Source organism: Shewanella oncorhynchi (assembly GCF_030848765.1).
In the GTDB taxonomy this organism is placed as follows: domain Bacteria; phylum Pseudomonadota; class Gammaproteobacteria; order Enterobacterales; family Shewanellaceae; genus Shewanella; species Shewanella oncorhynchi.
On the sequence record NZ_CP132914.1, the window covers coordinates 3,626,380 to 3,644,935 of the forward strand.

Sequence of the window (18,556 nt, forward strand, 5' to 3'; positions counted from 1 at the left end):
TTATACTCCTTTATTAGGTAACACTTTTGATAACCAGAAATACCCGACTAACGCTGCCATAATCGAACCGATTAAGGTCCCTAGGCGTGCTAAGTCACCGTACATAGGGTCTGCATGTTCAAAGGCTAACGACGCAATAAACATAGACATAGTAAAACCAATACCGCACATGGCCGCGACGGGGGCAATTTGCTTCCAACCTACGCCATCGGGCAATTGAGCTAATTTTAGTTTCACCGCAATAAAGCTAAATAACATTACACCGATTGGCTTACCTAACATCAGGCCCAATGCAATACCAACAGGAACAGGAGAAATTAACGTCTCCAAATTCATATTGCCGACATAAACGCCCGCATTGGCAAAAGCAAACACTGGCAAAATGAGGAAAGTACTCCAAGGATGCAAACTATGCTCTAAGCCTTCTGAGGGTGAACTGCCATCCTTTGCCCGCAATGGAATACAAAAAGCAATGATGACGCCAGCCAGAGTCGCATGCACTCCAGACTTAAGTACGGCAACCCAAAGGATTAACCCTAAGATGCCATAGGGTAAAAGTGAGGTAACCCCTTTGCGGTTTAACCCAACCAAGCCCGCAATCGCTAAACTGGCAATCACTAAACTGATGGTTGATAAGTCAGTACTGTAAAACAGCGCGATAATCACTATGACGCCTAAATCATCGATGATAGCTAAAGCAAGTAAGAAGACTTTCAGTGAAACAGGAACGCGGCTTCCGAGCAGCGCCATAATACCTAAAGCAAAGGCAATATCGGTCGCGGCAGGAATCGCCCAGCCCGCTTGTGTGACAGGATCACCATAGTTAAACAGTAAGTACACGCCAGCAGGGACTAGCATGCCGCCAATGGCGGCAAAGGTAGGCAGGGAAGCTTGAGCGACACTCGATAAGGCGCCTTCAAGTAACTCACGTTTCACTTCTAAACCAATCAGCAAAAAGAATATGGCCATCAAGCCATCGTTTATCCACAGGATGAGTGGCTTGTGTATGTTGAGCTCGCCAATTTTGACTTGAACGTCAGTGCCTAAAAAGCCTTGATAAAGTCCAGATAAAGGGGAATTGGCCATCAGCATGGCTAAGGCAACAGCAACCAATAACAGGATACCGCCAGCCGACTCTTGGCTCAGAAAATTTCTAATTGCTTTTTCCATCTTGCACTCCTAAAAATCATAATGAATTGAGTGTAGACGAATTGTAATAACAAATATAATCGTAAGTTTCTCCCTAACACCTCGGTTATTCCGAAGTGTTAGGCTAAAAAACATACATCACACAGCAACAGGGGCTTTGATATGAGGGTGTGGAGCGTAGTTTGTTAATTCAAAATCATCAAATTGATAGTCAAAAATCGACTCAGGTCTGCGTACAATAGTCATGGTCGGCAACGGTTTTGGATCACGACTTAACTGCAGTGCCGTCTGTTCCATATGATTAGAATATAAATGGGTATCACCACCCGTCCACACAAAATCACCTAAGGCCAAGTCACATTGCTGGGCGACCATCATAGTTAACAAAGCATAACTGGCAATATTAAATGGCAAACCAAGAAACACATCACAACTACGCTGATACAGCTGACAAGATAATTTACCATCGGCTACATAGAACTGAAAAAACGCGTGGCACGGTGCCAAAGCCATTTTATCCAGTTCGCCCACGTTCCAAGCAGAAACGATAAGACGGCGAGAATCTGGTTGAGATTTTATCTGGGCGATAACTTGCGAAATCTGATCGATAGCATCACCACTCTGGGTTGGCCAACTGCGCCACTGGGCACCATAAACTGGGCCCAAATCGCCATTATCATCGGCCCATTCATCCCAAATGCTGACCTTGTTTTCGCGTAAATAGGCAACGTTAGTTTCCCCCTTCAGAAACCACAGCAATTCATGGATGATAGAGCGCATATGGCATTTTTTGGTGCTCACCAAAGGAAAACCTTTGCTCAAATCGAAGCGCATTTGATAGCCAAATACCGAGCGAGTCCCAGTACCTGTGCGATCCGATTTATCCACGCCTTCGGCTAATATGTGCTTCATTAAGTCTAAATACTGTTTCATTGCTGCTTACCTTGCTTACGAAAAATCAAGTACAAACCGATTAACACCATAGGCACAGAGAGTATCTGCCCCATAGTCATAAATCCCCAGTAAAGTCCCAACTGTGTGTCGGGTTGCCTCACAGTTTCAACCATAATACGGAACATACCGTAACCGACTAAGAACATACCAGAGACTGCACCGACTTTATCGGTACGTTTGCTAAACCAGTAAAGTAATAGGAATAATGCTACGCCTTCAAGGGCGAACTGATACAACTGGGATGGATGACGTGGGTCAGGCCCACCAGTTGGAAACACCATAGCCCAAGGCAGATCAGTGGTTCGTCCCCAAAGCTCGCCGTTGATAAAGTTACCAATACGACCAGCGCCTAAACCAATAGGCACAACAGGTGCCACCATATCGGCGACAGTAAAAAAAGTACGTTTTTGTTTCCACGCGATATAAAGCATCGCCGTAATCACGCCCATCAAACCGCCGTGGAAGGACATGCCACCTTCAGAGATTTTAAATAAATAGAGGGGACTGGCGAGGAAATAATCGAAATGATAAAAAAGCACGTAACCGATACGGCCACCTAAAATCACCCCAAGAAAACCATAAAAGAGTAAATCTGAAACTTGCTCCCGCGTCCATATCCCCTTTGAACGGTCGGCTTGGCGGTTCAACAACCACATAGCCGCAACAAATCCGACTAAATAGGTAAAACCATACCAACGTAGTGCCGGTTCAAAGGTTTGTCCAAAAAGATTAAACGGTCCAAATGAAACGATCACGGGATCGATATTGGGGAAACTCAACGCCATAACACATCCATTAGCAGCCTCAAACTGAGATAAACATAAAAACTAGGTCAGAATTAACTTAAGGCCGACACATAGAAGTAACAATGCAAATATCTTTTTAAGTACAGGTGTTGGCCAAGTGCTCGCCGCTTTTACCCCCACAGGCGCCATCAAGACAGAAGTGATTACTAAACCAAACAATGCAGGTAAATAGATATAGCCTAAGGTACCATAGGGCAACTCAGGGGCATTCATACCTGCAATAATATAGCCGAAACTGCCAGAAAGAGAGATTAAGAAACCCATCGCAGCAGAAAACCCCACGGCTTGACGCATCTGTAAACCATAAAAAGTCAAAAATGGCACTATCAGTATACCGCCACCTATCCCGGTCAAACCTGCCAAAACCGCAACAAAAGCCGATACAACAAAAAGCACTACTGAATTAGGTAATTGACGATTTGATTCGGCCTTAACGGGGTAAGCCATTTGAATTGTCATTAAAATCACAAAGATGGCAAAACCTTGTTGTAACTTATCAGCGGGAATACGCTCAGCAATAAAACCTGAAGCCAGCGCGCCTATAATCAGGCCCGGTAACATTGATTTGAATAAATTCCAAGGCACATTGCCACGCTTATGGTGGGCACGTGCCGACGAAATAGAGGTGAGAATAATGGCTGCTAGCGAAGTGGCAATTGCAATATGGGGGAGCTGAGTAGAGCTAATACCGACCGATGGCAAAATATAAAGCAGTGCCGGCACTACAATCAAGCCGCCACCGATACCTAATAATCCTGCCATAAAGCCGACAAATGCGCCTAAAGCCAAGCAAATAAAGAACACCAACAACAAACTATCCACACGAGTACCTACAGCGTGATAAATTGAGGGCCTTAGCTTAAAGCAAAACACAGCATTAGTTAATTAAGAATTGTTGCAAGACCCTGCTGGGTCAAATATTCTTTAACCAGCTCACGCACTTGAAAGCCGTTTGATAGGCTCAGCGCTTTAGCAAGTAATTGATCTAAATCGGCCCGCGCAACACGACGCAATAGATAATTGATCCGCGCTAAACTGCCCTGATTCATACTCAACTGATCGTATCCCATAGCCACCAGCAAAATGGCCCCCATAGGTTCGCCCGCTAACTCTCCACAGATACTAATATCGAGTTTATGGTATCGACAATCTAGGTGCGCCTGATGCAAAGCCCGCAATATTCCAGGATGATAACTGTCAAATAACGAGCTCACCCGCGGGTTATTACGGTCAACAGCCAGTAAATATTGGGTTAAATCGTTACTACCAACAGAGACAAAATCCACTCGTTTTGCCACATCATCCAACTGATATAACATGGCAGGCACTTCGAGCATAATGCCTATTCGTGGCATCACTATGTCGCTGTTAACATCGTTTTTTAATTCGACATAGGCTTGTTGCAAATATTCTAAGGATTGATCGATTTCATCTAAGTTGCTGACCATAGGCAGCAAAATACTTAACTGTTTACCGTCTCCCCCAGCCTGTAGCATGGCCCGTAACTGCACCAAAAACAGCTCAGGATGATCCAGAGACAAGCGAATCCCGCGCCATCCAAGGAAAGGATTGTCTTCTTTAATCGGGAAATACGGTAAAGGTTTATCGCCTCCCACATCTAAAGTACGCATCACCACAGGTCGACCGGACGCGGCCGATAAGACCTGTTGATAGACTTTGACTTGCTCAGATTCACTCGGGAAGCGCTGTTGCAACATAAAAGGAATTTCAGTGCGATAAAGCCCAATACCGTCGGCGCCCTCTGCAATTTCAGAGGCCACACCACTGAGTAATCCCGCATTGAGATACAAGCGAATACGTGAACCATCTAAGGTTACAGAAGGCAGCGCTAATTCTTGGGCATACTGGCGTTGCAAGGCTTTTTGTGCCGAAATCAGGCTACGATACTCACCGACAATAGCAGGTGATGGCGACACCAATAACTGACCACGGCTTGCGTTTACGACTAGAAGTTTTTGGTCAATATTGGCAGATAACAGTTGCTCTACACCTGTGATTGCAGGAACACCTAAGGCGCGGGCTAAAATAGCGGCATGGGAGTTTACGCCACCAAGCTCAGTGACAATACCCGCAAGCTTTTGCCTTGGGAACTCAGCCAACATAGTCGCATCGGCTTCACGGGTAATGAGGATTACAGGTTTATCGGGCTCAAGCTCTAGACGTTCTGGCTCAATAAGTTGTCGCAATACTTTTTGACCTAAGTCGCGAATATCGCTAGCCCGCTCCTTAAGGTAAGGGTCTTCCATTGCTAAAAACTGTTGAATATAACGTAGAGACACTCGGCTCACCGCCGACTCAGCAGCCCAGCCTAATTGCACTTCACGGGTATATTCGCCGCCTAAACTAGCATCATCGAGCAGTAACTGTAATGCATTGAAAATGGAGACAACTTCGTCATCTTGCTCGCGATCAAACCGTTGAGATAAGGCACCTATTGCTTCTTTACAACGCACCATAGCCGTGGTTAAGCGACTCGATTCATAGGCAATATCGTCAGAGCGCACCTCAGGCTGTTCAAGGGGGATTTCCCCACCAAGTACGAAGGCATACGCAATGGCGATACCGTTTGACGCTGAAGTACCTTGAAACAGAATTTGTTGATGATGGGAGCTGACTTGTGCTTTTTGTTTTAACCCACGCACTGCCATCGCTAATTGGGCGGCGAGGGTCATCAGGAAGGCTTCTTCGCCCTCACTGAATTGACGAGCACTCGCCTGCTGTACCACTATCACCCCAACCACAGCCTTCTGGTAGATAATAGGTACAGCTAAAAAAGCGCGGTATTCTTCTTCGGCGACTTCAGGAAAAAGCTTAAACCTTGGATGAAGCCGAGCATCGGCTAAATTAACAGCCTCTTCTCGCTGGGCAGCGAGTCCAACTAAACCTTCAGTCAGCGGCATACGTACTCGACCAACGGCGCTTTTTTCAAGGCCATCGGTTGCAGATAACACGAGTTCTTGCTCTTCTAGGATATAGATGGAGCAACATTGGGTTTCCATCGCCGCTTTAGTCGATGAAACTAAGATTTCTAATGCGGTTTCCAAACTGTGGGCAGATGCCACAGCCTGAGTAATATCCCTAAGCGTATTTAACACTGTTTTCAATCCTCTTTTGAAAATCAGCCCGTTGTTTTTTGTCTTCCCCGTTTCCTAGGTATTTCTAGGGTTTGGAATGACAATGCCGTTACCGCAAACTCTTTCATCACCTTACGATAAACATCACGCTTAAATGACACAACTTGCCGCACAGGATACCAATAACTTACCCAGCGCCAATCGTCAAATTCAGGATGCCCAGAAGAACTCAAATTAATCGCACTATCTTGGCTTTTCAGTTGTAACAGAAACCACTTTTGTTTTTGCCCGATACACACAGGTTTACTGTCTTGCCTCACTAAACGCTTTGGCAAACGATAGCGCAACCAAGAACGGGTCGAGGTTAATATATGCACGTGTTCAGGTCTTAGGCCCACTTCTTCATACAACTCACGGTACATAGCCTCTTCTGCTGTCTCGCCATCATCGACGCCACCTTGAGGAAATTGCCATGAGTGTTGACCGAAACGTCTAGCCCACATGACTTGGCCATATCTGTTACAAATTATAATGCCCACATTTGCGCGAAAGCCGTCGCTATCAATCACATGGACTCCAAATCACATTAAATTTTAATAAACTGATTGTTTCATAAAGCTAGTCTCTCAGCAAACCTCTATTTTATCCTAAGCTTTGGATAACATCTGACTTAAAAGACATTTATCAACAATGCTAGGGGATGGAATCCGGGGATATCCACATTTTCTGTGGATATCTCTGTTTGAAACTCAGGTGAACTTGTTATAACGTTCAAAAAACATCTATTTACCATCGTTTTTAAAATTTAGCGTTAAAACTTAATAGCAAACAAATTCATAAACTTGCACGTTAATCACGATTTATTTTAGACTAAAAAACCAATAAAGCTCATTATTTGACCAGCAAGAAGTATTTATATCATTCTCGCGATATTACTCAACTTTATACACAAATAGTGTCCACAACTGTCCACAAAAGCTAGAATAAATGCACTTTATTCGCATTGACTTAGGGTTTTTATTAGGTTAAGAGGCTCACTTTACTGAGTTATCCATAATATCTGTGGATAAGTATGTGGGGAACGCAAGGGAAAGCAGAGAGTAACTTTGAACACTTTTTTGCAAAACGGGGGTTAACACGGATATAAAATTGAAAATCAGTCACTTAGAATAAAAACATTCGGTACAAGTTAACCCACCCTGTAGAGCTCGTTTTTTAACCACCATTGCTAAGCGGTTATTTTTAAGTAAAATCCAGCCATGAATCGAATTATCCCCCCCGAAAATCTATCTGAACTACTCGAACGTGCCAACATGATGGCGGGCGTGAGTTTGGCGCAGATAGCCAGCCAAAGAAGCATTCGTGTCCCCAAGGATCTTAAACGCGATAAAGGTTGGGTCGGTCAACTAATCGAAATGGAATTAGGCGCAACGGCGGGTTCTAAACCTGAGCAAGATTTTCTACATTTAGGAGTCGAGCTAAAAACTATCCCCATTGATACACAAGGGCGACCGCTGGAGACCACTTATGTCTGCGTGGCGCCGCTATCAAATATCCAAGGATTAACCTGGCAAAACAGCTTAGTCTGCCATAAGTTACAGCGAGTACTTTGGGTACCTGTTGAAGGAGAGAGGCATATTCCTGTGGGTGAGCGCCGTATAGGTACACCAATATTGTGGGAACCAGATCCGCACGAGTTGCAATTACTGCAACAGGATTGGGAAGAGATCATGGAGCTTATCGCCCTCGGAAAAGTAGAGAGGCTTACAGCGCGCCACGGCGAAGTGCTGCAATTGCGACCTAAGGCCGCGAATAGTAAGGCGTTAACACAAAGCATTGCCGAAGATGGTAGCCTCAAAATGACCAACCCTAGGGGCTTTTATTTAAAGACCAGTTTCACTGCTATGATACTTAATAAGGTATTTGGTTAATTTTTAGTAACGATATGGACTTGGATTGATCCAGATCACAAATTTCACTGGCACTAAGGTGACTCTTTTCTATAAACTACGGCATCCTGAAATCACAGCCGTATTCGGATACCAATCAAGCAGTGAGAGCACGTAGACAAGCGAAAAAACTCCTTTTTGCGATTTTAGCTTGGGCGATTGCCATGGCTGCATTCGTGTTTTTTCGATATGCCCAATCACCAGAGCTGCCCCAATGGGCGGTAAGTTCGGCTGATCTCGCAACACTTGCTATCTACATGGGGATTATTTTCGGCAGCTTACATTGGATGTCGAACGTCATTGCAGATTTCAGTGCAATCAATCGCCTCCCCTATGTGTTTTCAGTCATCTTTAAGGGCTTGTTTTTATTACTGGGTGCTACGACGTTAGCTTACATGACTCAGTTTTTAAATATGTGGGCCATCGAAAATCACATGTCGACCCTCAGGCAGATGCTGACGGCGCACATTCTCTATAGTCCGTCATTCCAAGCATTGATCGTATATTTGGTCGTCGTACGAGTCAGCTTAGCTTTTGTCGAGCAAATGGCATTATTAGTCGGGCCGCGTATTTTACTCAACATAGGCCTTGGTAAATACCATAAGCCAAGATATGAGCAGCGCTTATTCCTCTATTTAGACATGGTCGCCTCAACCACACATGCCGAATCACTTGGCGACTACCGCTTTAGTCGATTGATCCAAGACAGCTTTAGTTTACTTTCAGATACTGTGTCCAATAACGAAGCTGAAATCTACCGCTATATGGGAGATGCAGTGCTGCTTCACTGGCCATTAGAAGAAGGGATTGTTCACGACCGCTGCATGAATATCTATTTTGAATTTAGCCAACAACTGAACTGGCAACGCCGCTACTTTGAAGAGCATTATGGCTTTGTGCCGAAATTTAAAGCGGCGGCCCATTGTGGCCAAGTCGTCGCTGCAGTTGTTGGTGTACAGAAACAAGAAATTAGTTTCTTTAGTGACGTGCTCAATACCTTAGCAAGACTGCAAGATCAATGTAATCCACTAGGACAGCGCATGTTGATTTCGGGTGCACTCGCGGGACGTTTAGATAACCCCAACACTCAGTATCACCTATCAAATCTAGGCCCAGTCAAACTCAAAGGGAAACAACACTCAATTGAAGTGTTTGGCGTTTCCCCGCTCTGATTTGTAATCGACTTTAAGCTTTAGCTTGAATTAATGCTTTGCAGTTACAGTCAGTTTATTCCTCGTCCTTAGCTAATAATTTTTGGATCATTAACCCTAAAGTGCGGAAAGTTAAGATCCGGCTGGTGGTTTGACGCCAGACAAGGCCGATATCACGGTAAGGTGCTTCACCCGGTGGCGTCATCACCACTAAATCTGTGTCATTCAAAATACCCGCGTCAATGGCCATTTGCGGAAGAAACGTGGTGCCCAGTTTACTGTTCACCATCTGCACTAAAGTATGCAAACTGGTGGCGGCAAACGGATTGACTTTCGCACTATCACCTAGCTGACATGCAGTAATAGCATGGCCTGTGATGCAATGCTCACTTTGCAGAAGAAAAATACTCTCGTCCGGCAGAGTTTGATAATCAATAGGTTGATGTATGCCACCCGCTAAATCTTTGTGGGCCACCATTTTGAAAGGATCTATGCCCACTTTCATGCTGTGGTAACCGCTAGTATCAACGGGTAGCGCTAGGATCAATAAGTCCAGCTCTCCTTTACCCAAAGCATCTAACAAACGCTCAGTGGTATCTTCCTTCAATAATAAACTCATCGCCGGATAAGATTGCTGACACTGGCGGATCACACGACTCAATAGAAAGGGCGCAATAGTGGGAATACAGCCTAAGCGAATATCCCCCGTCATCGGCTCGCCTTGGTTTTTCACTAATTCCACCAAATCATCCACATCAGTGAGAATTTTACGGGCGCGCTGCACCACTTCTTCACCAATGGCAGTAAACATAAATGACTTATGGTCTCGCTCAATCAACTGATGCCCTAACTGCTCTTCTAGGTTTTGGATCCCACTTGAAAGCGTTGATTGACTGACAAAACACACCTTAGCGGCGCGGTTAAAATTCTGCTCTTGATGGAGATTCACCAAATAGAATAAGTTTTTTAAGCTAGGTAAACTTTTCATTTTCTCGATTGCCATTAAGGTTATGAATTAAGAAATTAAATCTACTTTAGCATAAGTGATGAGCAATAACGCGGCATAAGATATCAGGATTGTGACCCGAATCGATATTCAATCGGTTCGCCGTAAAACTTAAGTAGGAGTATCAAAATAAGATGGGAAAAGCGCTAACAAGAAAATGTCGAAAACAACAAACTTAATCGTAAAACCAATGCAAGATTCACTCAATTGAGCGCAACAATAGACATTATTGCTGCGCCTTAACGTACCTTAGCAAGTAATATTTTATGCTTTGGCTTGGAGGAATAACTTTAACTGTTGTAAATCTGCACTCGCGTGTTCAACGATGTCAGCAACCCAAGAGCCATGTTCAGCATCCCATCTTGCTTCTTCGCCATGCTGTAATAATTGGGCGATTTGCTGAATACGTTTTAACCCCACGGAACCTGCAGCACCTTTAAATTTATGTGCTTCTGAACATAAGGTATCCTTGTCTGCTGCGTCGTTAGCTTTCACTAGATTTCCAACATATTCAGGCATTAACTGCTCAAATAACACCACACTCTTGAGTAAGGTACCGGCACCAATGGCGCTGCAGTACTGTTCGAGAGTATTGAGATCTAGGATTGCTTCTAATTCAACTGTGGCCATAAGGCCTCCCTTAAGTGGTTCAATGCTTAAAACGAATTTATCACATGATACCCACTAAAATTGTCAGTGCAACTTATAGCGATATTCATGGTCTAATTCAGATTAAAATTAACAAAAAACAAACTAATAGTCGTAAATAAACGCTTACGAAATAATAGCGACGACATAACATTTGGGGAGTAAATTTATTCCACTAACTTGCCTCTATCGTTGCGCTAATGCGTGCCCTTGTCCACCATAAAACTGCAAATTATCCACAATCGCCACCAATCCATCCCAACGATAGGCACACCAATCGGGTGCTAATAGCATAGGTTTTTTCGCATAAGCGGTGACACGGTGAAAAATAACTTCTAGGGGGGTATGGCGGATCATCTCGCCGACACTGTGGGCATAATCCTCAATACTCAATAAAGGTAAGCACCCACTTCGCCACGACTTAGCCATAGTACTACCTTCGACGATATGCAAAGGATGTAGCTTCAAGCCATCAACGCCATGCTGCAATACAGCAGCTAAAGTCGCCATATAATCGCTATGGGTTTCATCGGGTAAGCCAAGAATGAGATGAGTGCACACCTTAAGACCACGAGCTCTCGCCCTCGACACAGTGTCACAATAACAAGCGAAATCATGGCCACGGTTAATTCTACGCAGTGTTTCATCTTTGGCTGTTTGCAACCCGAGCTCTAACCACACATCGACACCATTTTCCTGATAGCGCGCCAGTAAATCCAGTACATTATCCGGCACACAATCGGGGCGAGTTCCTACACATAAACCGACTATCTCGCCATCTTTAACCGCTTCATCGTACTTAGCCATTAACACTTGATATTCATCGTAAGTGCTAGTGTAAGCTTGAAAATAAGCAATAAATTTATCGGCTTGTGCCTGAGGCTTCGCCTCACGATAGCGGCTCTTACCCTGTTCAAGTTGCTCAGTAATACTCAATACATCGGCGGTTTGATGGCTAAATGACGCCACATTACAGAAAGTGCAACCTCCACGCCCCAAAGTGCCGTCACGGTTAGGGCAAGTAAACTTGGCATCTATAGTGAGTTTTCGCAGTCGGGTGCCATATCGCGCCTTACAAACGGCACCAAAGGTGTTCACATATGCATCAAGCCCCATCAGAGCACCCACCAAATTTCATATCGCTTCATTGAGAATAACCAAGATAAAATCACAAATAGAAAAGAAAATACGTGAACAAATAGAAGAAAAAGCTTAGTGTAAATAAGGTAGCGAGAGTTTTCTTGGCGCTACATCAAATTCCCGCCTGACTCATACCGTTATTATCATAAATGTGCGCATCCTCAAATTAGCCAGCTTACCGCTGAGATCTTGCTCACATCAAAAATGAATAACAATTCAACAATTTTAATTTTTTATCTATTTACTGTGTTTGCAATAAAAATCACTATTTCTAAATCAAAAACAATCCCATCAGCATGTTACACCTTGGTAAATTTTGAGTTTGATAGTTTTTAAAATTCTTTTTATTCATAATGTTATACGGCACATTTTACTGTTGACGTTAACGTAAGGCAATTGTGATTTGTGTATGAAACATGAATTAATACCCATGTTTTATGCAAATTTTTGGTTTGACCTTTATTGAATCTCAGGCTAATTTGGGTGGTTCGGGTGCATATCTATAGAAAGTCTTTACATTTTCTCCCCGAGTAGTAATCAGTTGAGGTCTAGGGAGGTTTTTGTATGAGCTTATATCATCCCAGTTTTGAGCGGGACAATTGTGGTTTTGGGTTGATAGCACAGATGGATGGCGAAGCCAGCCACCGTATAGTGCGCACGGCAATCCATGGTCTAGATCGCATGAAGCACCGCGGGGGCATTGCCTCCGACGGCCGCACTGGCGACGGCTGTGGTTTATTAATGCAATTACCCGTGCAATTTTTTGAAGCGATTGCCGCGGAAAATGATTGGCATTTGAGCCGAAAATTTGCCGTAGGTATGCTGTTTTTAAGTCAAGACGATGAACTGGCTGACCAAGCCAAGTTTATTCTTGAGCGCGAACTCGAGCGTGAAACCTTAAGTATTGCAGGCTGGCGCAAGGTGCCTGTCAATCCCGATGTGTTAGGTGAAATTGGCAAGGCTAGCCTGCCACAAATCTATCAAGTGCTGATCAACGCCCCCATTGGCTGGCGTGAAAAAGACTTGGAACGTCGCCTTTATATGGCGCGTCGCCGCCTAGAGCAGCAGATCACCGACGACAAAGACTTCTATGTCGCGAGTTTGTCTGGCCAAGTTATCGTCTATAAAGGTCTGATGATGCCTGTAGACTTGCCCGCGTTTTATCCCGATCTCGCGGACATTCGCTTAAAAAGCTCTATCTGCCTATTCCATCAACGTTTCTCAACGAATACTTCTCCTAAATGGCCATTAGCTCAGCCGTTTAGATATTTAGCCCATAACGGCGAAATCAATACGATTACTGGTAACCGTCAATGGGCTCGTGCCCGTGCCTATAAGTTTAATTCACCGCTACTGCCAGATTTGCAGCAGGCCGCTCCCTTTGTGAATGAAACAGGCTCAGACTCTTCATCTTTAGATAACATGCTGGAAATGCTGTTATCCGGTGGCATGGACTTATACCGTGCAATGCGTCTATTGATCCCGCCTGCTTGGCAAAGTAATCCGGAAATGGATGACGAATTAAAAGCCTTCTATGACTTTAACTCTATGCACATGGAGCCTTGGGATGGTCCGGCAGGTATTGTGATGACCAACGGTCGCCATGCCGCCTGCGCTGTTGACCGTAATGGTCTACGTCCATCACGTTATGTGATCACAAAAGATCGTATTTTGACCTTAGCTTCCGAAGTCGGAATTTGGGATTACGCCGCCGATGAAGTGATTGAAAAAGGCCGTGTTGGGCCTGGTGAATTGCTGGTATTAGATACCTTGAACGGCCGCCTGTACCAATCCTTTGAAATTGATAACGATCTTAAACGCCGCCACCCTTACAAAGAGTGGATGGCGAAAAACAGCCGTACTTTAACGCCAGCGGAAGATTTAGCCTCTGAGCAGCACGGTGCCAGCGAATTAAGCCCTGAACTATTGCTGCAATACCAAAAACAATTTGGCTATACCCGTGAGGAATTAGAACAAGTCATTTGGGTATTGGCGAAGCAAGGTGAAGAAGCCACAGGCTCCATGGGCGACGACACACCTATGGCGGTATTGTCGAAAAAGTCACGTTCACTGTATGACTATTTTAGGCAGAAATTTGCTCAAGTAACGAATCCACCTATCGACCCCTTACGTGAAAAGCACGTCATGTCGTTGACCACTTGTATTGGCCGTGAACAGAACCTCTTCAATGAAACGACTGGGCATGCTTACCGGGTGATGTTCAATTCACCTATTTTATTATTCAGTGATTTTAACCAGTTACTGGGATTAGATAGCACTTACTATCGCGCCAATATTGTCGATTTAAATTACGAACCACAGGAAGGCTTAGAAAGCGCCATTCGCCGCATCACAGCCGAAGCCGAGCGTTTAGCCCGCAGCGGCACGACTTTGTTGATCCTTTCGGATAGAGCCATAGGTAAAACGGCGCAAGTGATCCCCGCGGCCATGGCGGTCGGTTCTGTGCAACAAATGCTGGTGAATAAGAGCCTGCGCTGCGACACCAACATTATTGTTGAAACCGCATCGGCGCGAGATCCGCATCACTTTGCTGTATTGCTTGGCTTTGGTGCCACGGCGATTTATCCGTATTTAGTGTATGAGTCAATTTCCGAACTGGCAAAACGCCATGACTTAACCGATACCACGGCATTGATGTTGAACTTCCGCTACGGCATCGAAAAAGGCTTGCGTAAGATCATGTCCAAAATGGGCATCAGCACTGTCGGCTCCTATCGTTGCAGTCAGCAATTTGAAGCCATAGGCATTGCCAGCGAAGTGATCGAACTGTGTTTTAAAGGCGTAATTAGCCGCATCGAGGGTGCAGGCTTTGCAGAAATCGCCCAAGACCAAGCGATTTTGCACAAAGCGGCCTACCGTGCCCATGTGCCATTACCACAAGGTGGCCTACTAAAATACGTTGAGGGCGGCGAGTATCACTGCTTCAACCCTGATGTGGTCAACACCTTGCAAGCATCATTGATTGACAAAGACTTCGCGAGCTATAAAAAATTCGCCGAACTCGTCGACAATCGTCCCGTGGCCACACTGCGTGACTTAATCGGTATTAAGGGCGCGCAAACATCGATTAATGTCGCCGATGTAGAAGCGGCATCAAATCTATATTCACGTTTTGACAGTGCCGCCATGAGCATCGGCGCCTTGAGCCCTGAAGCCCATGAAGCTCTTGCTATTGCGATGAACCGCTTAGGTGGCCGCTCGAACTCAGGTGAAGGTGGTGAGGATGCACGCCGCTTTAATACTGAACGCAACTCTGCAATTAAACAGATTGCCTCGGCACGCTTTGGTGTCACGGCGCATTATCTAGTTAATGCCGATGTGTTGCAGATTAAAGTCGCCCAAGGGGCAAAACCCGGTGAAGGTGGTCAGTTACCCGGCCATAAAGTCAGCGTTGAAATCGCCGGACTGCGTCATGCACGTCCTGGTGTGACCTTGATTTCACCGCCGCCGCACCACGATATTTACTCTATCGAAGATTTAGCCCAGCTGATTTTCGACTTGAAGCAAATCAATACTAAAGCGCTGATTTCAGTGAAACTTGTGTCAGAACCCGGTGTGGGCACGATCGCCACCGGCGTGGCCAAAGCCTATGCGGACATGATCACGATTTCAGGGTATGACGGCGGCACAGGTGCTAGCCCAATTACCTCAGTGAAATATGCGGGCAGTCCATGGGAGCTAGGGTTAGCCGAGGTGCATCAATCGCTAGTAGAAAATGGTCTACGCCATAAAATTCGCCTGCAAGTCGATGGCGGCTTAAAAACCGGTACCGATGTGATTAAAGCCGCGTTATTGGGCGCCGAAAGCTTTGGTTTTGGTACTGTGCCTATGATCGCCCTAGGTTGTAAATACCTGCGTATTTGCCACTTGAACAACTGTGCGACTGGCGTAGCAACGCAAGATAAAAACCTGCGCGACAACCATTACCATGGTCTGCCAGAGCGAGTGATGACTTACTTTGAGTTTGTTGCACAGGAAGTTCGTGAATGGATGGCGACCTTAGGGGTGAGCAAGTTTGAAGACCTCGTCGGTCGCAGCGAATGGTTATATGCCCTCGAAGGCCAAACCGCGAAGCAACAAGGCTTAGATCTGTCACCGATTTTGTATCAACCCAAAGTGCCAGCAACCTCGTCACGCACTTGGCAAGAAACCAATCCACCGGCGGATTTAGGGCTGCTTAACCAGCATTTATTAAACGAATGCCAAAGCGCCGTCGATAAGGGCGAGAGTTTCGATGCTGCTTACAGCATCAACAACACCGACCGTTCCGTTGGCGCGACGTTGTCAGGCTATATCGCGAGCACACTCGGCGTCAAAGGCACCAAAGCGCCGGTCAAACTGAGCTTTAACGGCAGTGCCGGCCAAAGCTTTGGCGTGTGGAACAGCCCAGGCCTTGAGTTAAAACTCTGCGGCGATGCCAACGACTATGTGGGTAAAGGCATGTCTGGCGGCCAGATTGTCATATACCCGCCTATTGGCAGCCCGTTCCAAAGTGAGCGCAGCGCCATTGTCGGTAACACGTGTCTTTACGGCGCGACGGGCGGCAAGTTCTTCGCCGCAGGTCAAGCGGGCGAGCGTTTTGCAGTCCGTAACTCTGGGGCGATTGCTGTGGTTGAAGGGCTTGGCGATAACGGCTGCGAATACATGACCAGCGGCATTGTGGTTGTCCTTGGTAAAACAGGGGTGAACTTCGGCGCTGGGATGACAGGCGGTTTTGCCTATGTGTTCGATCAATTCGGCCGCTTCAATCGCCGTGTGAATACTGAGCTTGTCGATACACAAAAACTTGAATCACCGATCCATCAACAACATTTAAAAGGTCTGATTGAAGCCCACGTGGCCGAAACGGGCAGTGAACATGCCAAGATGATCTTAAGTGATTTTGGTAACTGGTTAGATTGCTTCGTATTAGTAAAACCTAAAAATATTGCCGTGGCCGATCTGCTCAAATTAGAGAAATCGAGCCCAGAATTAGTTGTAAAAGCGGGGTAATGGCGCATGAGTAACGATTTTCAATTTATTGAAGTGGGTCGTAAAGACCCCGCTAAACACCCTGCGGCTAAACGTGCAACTCAGTTTATTGAGATTTATCAGCCTTTTGCTCAGCCTCAAGTGGCTGAGCAAGCGGACCGCTGTTTAGATTGCGGCAATCCTTATTGTGAGTGGAAGTGCCCACTACACAATTATATTCCTAACTGGCTCAAGCTAGCGGAACAAGGTCGCATCATGGAAGCGGCAGATTTAGTGCATGAGACCAACACTCTGCCCGAAATCTGCGGCCGTGTTTGTCCACAGGACAGACTCTGTGAAGGTGCTTGTACTCTGAACGACGACTTTGGCGCTGTCACTATCGGTAATGTCGAAAAATACATTACCGACACAGCTATCGCCCAAGGCTGGTGTCCCGATATGAGCAAGGTCACGCCACGTCCTGAACGAGTGGCGATTGTCGGTGCGGGTCCTGCAGGTTTAGGCTGCGCGGATATTCTGTCTCGCAACGGTGTTAAAGCTGTGGTCTTTGATAAATATCCACAAATTGGTGGTCTACTCACCTACGGTATTCCGTCTTTTAAACTCGACAAAGCCGTTATGGCGACCCGTCGCAGTGTATTAGAAGGCATGGGCATTGAGTTCAAACTCGGTGTCACTGTCGGTAAGGACATCCCATTTACTAAACTGCTCGAAGAATACGATGCCGTCTTCCTCGGCATGGGCACATATACCGCGATGAAAGCAGGCCTTGAGGGTGAAGATGCCCAAGGCGTATACCAAGCCCTGCCCTATTTGATTGGTAACACCCATCATTTAATGGGCACCCAGAATACTGAAACGCCCTACCTGAACCTTGAAGGTAAACGTGTGGTGGTATTAGGCGGTGGTGATACTGCGATGGATTGTGTGCGCACAGCCGTCAGACAAGGTGCCAGCAGCGTAGTCTGTGCTTACCGCCGGGACGAGGCCAACATGCCAGGCTCACGTCGTGAAGTGCAAAATGCGCGGGAGGAAGGAGTTAACTTCTTGTTTAACCGTCAACCTGTGGCGATTAAAACCCAAGATGGCAAAGTGATCGGCATTGAATGCGTCGAAACCGCCATGGGCAAGGCCGATGCAAGCGGTCGTCAACGCGCCGAAGCGATTACTGGTAGCGAACAGTTGCTCGAAGCCGATGCGATTATTATCGCCTTTGGTTTCCAACCTAGCCCAGCACCTTGGTTTGCCGAACACGGTATCGAGCTCGATCAATGGGGCCGAGTCAAAGCGAGCAAATTAGACGAAAACCCATTCCAAACCACCAACCCGAAAGTGTTTGCCGGTGGTGATATGGTGCGCGGTTCTGACTTAGTCGTGACAGCCATTGCCGAAGGTCGCGATGCCGCCCAAGGTATTCTTAACTACTTAGACTAAGCGTTATAGATTCAGCGCCACGTGTTTGTTTTATTGGTAAAAAAACATTTTACCCTTGTCATTTTAACAAGCACTCCAATGGCTGGACTCGTGCAAACGAGTTCAGCCATTGGCTTATCGCAATCGGTTGATGGATAAAATAGATAGATAAAGCGCGCATCTTAGGAGCGCACTTTTCCGTTAACCCTCCCGCGTTTTACCCCGCGATTATCAAGCAATCCCAATCTCGCCA

Annotated in this window: 13 protein-coding genes; 4 read left to right on the forward strand and 9 right to left on the reverse strand. The window is 45.9% G+C overall.

Annotated features, from left to right (window positions below):
- The 6 genes from nhaA to rppH all read right to left on the reverse strand — a co-directional run bounded on the left by nhaA (nucleotide 1) and on the right by rppH (nucleotide 6,573).
- Entirely contained in the window at nucleotides 1-1,170 is a 1,170-nt protein-coding gene (gene nhaA, locus RA178_RS16210; RefSeq protein ID WP_028760832.1) for a Na+/H+ antiporter NhaA, read from the reverse strand.
- A gap of 117 nt (nucleotides 1,171-1,287) precedes the next feature.
- On the reverse strand, nucleotides 1,288-2,082 hold the full coding sequence (gene thyA / locus RA178_RS16215; RefSeq protein WP_105249861.1) for a thymidylate synthase: 795 nt from the start codon (nucleotides 2,080-2,082) through the stop codon (nucleotides 1,288-1,290).
- Entirely contained in the window at nucleotides 2,079-2,888 is an 810-nt protein-coding gene (lgt, locus tag RA178_RS16220; RefSeq protein ID WP_263146056.1) for a prolipoprotein diacylglyceryl transferase, read from the reverse strand. Before lgt ends, thyA begins: the two co-directional genes overlap by 4 nt.
- 42 nt (nucleotides 2,889-2,930) lie before the next feature.
- Entirely contained in the window at nucleotides 2,931-3,731 is an 801-nt protein-coding gene (locus RA178_RS16225) for a sulfite exporter TauE/SafE family protein (protein WP_113940671.1), read from the reverse strand.
- Nucleotides 3,732-3,790: 59 nt separating this feature from the next.
- Nucleotides 3,791-6,025 (reverse strand): phosphoenolpyruvate--protein phosphotransferase, encoded by a 2,235-nt coding sequence (gene ptsP / locus RA178_RS16230; protein ID WP_105249864.1) that lies wholly within the window; start codon nucleotides 6,023-6,025, stop codon nucleotides 3,791-3,793.
- 23 nt (nucleotides 6,026-6,048) lie between these two features.
- A complete protein-coding gene (gene rppH, locus RA178_RS16235) occupies nucleotides 6,049-6,573 on the reverse strand; it encodes an RNA pyrophosphohydrolase (protein ID WP_006080762.1) in 525 nt (174 codons plus the stop codon).
- 690 nt (nucleotides 6,574-7,263) lie between these two features.
- Here rppH and mutH point away from each other — a divergent pair.
- Both mutH and RA178_RS16245 read left to right on the forward strand, forming a co-directional pair.
- The gene (gene mutH, locus RA178_RS16240; RefSeq protein ID WP_131523041.1) at nucleotides 7,264-7,935 is read left to right on the forward strand and encodes a DNA mismatch repair endonuclease MutH; all 672 of its coding nucleotides are present in this window, start codon (nucleotides 7,264-7,266) and stop codon (nucleotides 7,933-7,935) included.
- A gap of 122 nt (nucleotides 7,936-8,057) precedes the next feature.
- Nucleotides 8,058-9,125, forward strand: a complete 1,068-nt coding sequence (locus RA178_RS16245; protein WP_105249866.1) for an adenylate/guanylate cyclase domain-containing protein — start codon at nucleotides 8,058-8,060, stop codon at nucleotides 9,123-9,125.
- A 55-nt stretch (nucleotides 9,126-9,180) separates the two neighbouring features.
- On the opposite strand, the gene oxyR is transcribed toward RA178_RS16245, so the two are convergent.
- The 3 genes from oxyR to mnmL all read right to left on the reverse strand — a co-directional run bounded on the left by oxyR (nucleotide 9,181) and on the right by mnmL (nucleotide 11,874).
- Nucleotides 9,181-10,092 carry a hydrogen peroxide-inducible genes transcriptional activator OxyR gene (oxyR, locus tag RA178_RS16250; protein WP_028760839.1) on the reverse strand — a complete coding sequence of 304 codons (912 nt, stop codon included), beginning with the start codon at nucleotides 10,090-10,092 and terminating at the stop codon, nucleotides 9,181-9,183.
- 282 nt (nucleotides 10,093-10,374) lie between these two features.
- Nucleotides 10,375-10,740 carry an Hpt domain-containing protein gene (locus RA178_RS16255; RefSeq protein WP_028760840.1) on the reverse strand — a complete coding sequence of 122 codons (366 nt, stop codon included), beginning with the start codon at nucleotides 10,738-10,740 and terminating at the stop codon, nucleotides 10,375-10,377.
- Between the two features lie 204 nt (nucleotides 10,741-10,944).
- A complete protein-coding gene (gene mnmL, locus RA178_RS16260; protein ID WP_306682800.1) occupies nucleotides 10,945-11,874 on the reverse strand; it encodes a tRNA modification radical SAM protein MnmL/YtqA in 930 nt (309 codons plus the stop codon).
- Between the two features lie 588 nt (nucleotides 11,875-12,462).
- On the opposite strand from mnmL, the gene gltB reads away from it, so the two are divergent.
- The gene (gene gltB, locus RA178_RS16265) at nucleotides 12,463-16,911 is read left to right on the forward strand and encodes a glutamate synthase large subunit (RefSeq protein WP_168823441.1); all 4,449 of its coding nucleotides are present in this window, start codon (nucleotides 12,463-12,465) and stop codon (nucleotides 16,909-16,911) included.
- Nucleotides 16,912-16,917: 6 nt separating this feature from the next.
- Nucleotides 16,918-18,324 (forward strand): glutamate synthase small subunit GltD family protein, encoded by a 1,407-nt coding sequence (locus RA178_RS16270; protein ID WP_306682801.1) that lies wholly within the window; start codon nucleotides 16,918-16,920, stop codon nucleotides 18,322-18,324.
- Nucleotides 18,325-18,556 lie beyond the last annotated feature (232 nt).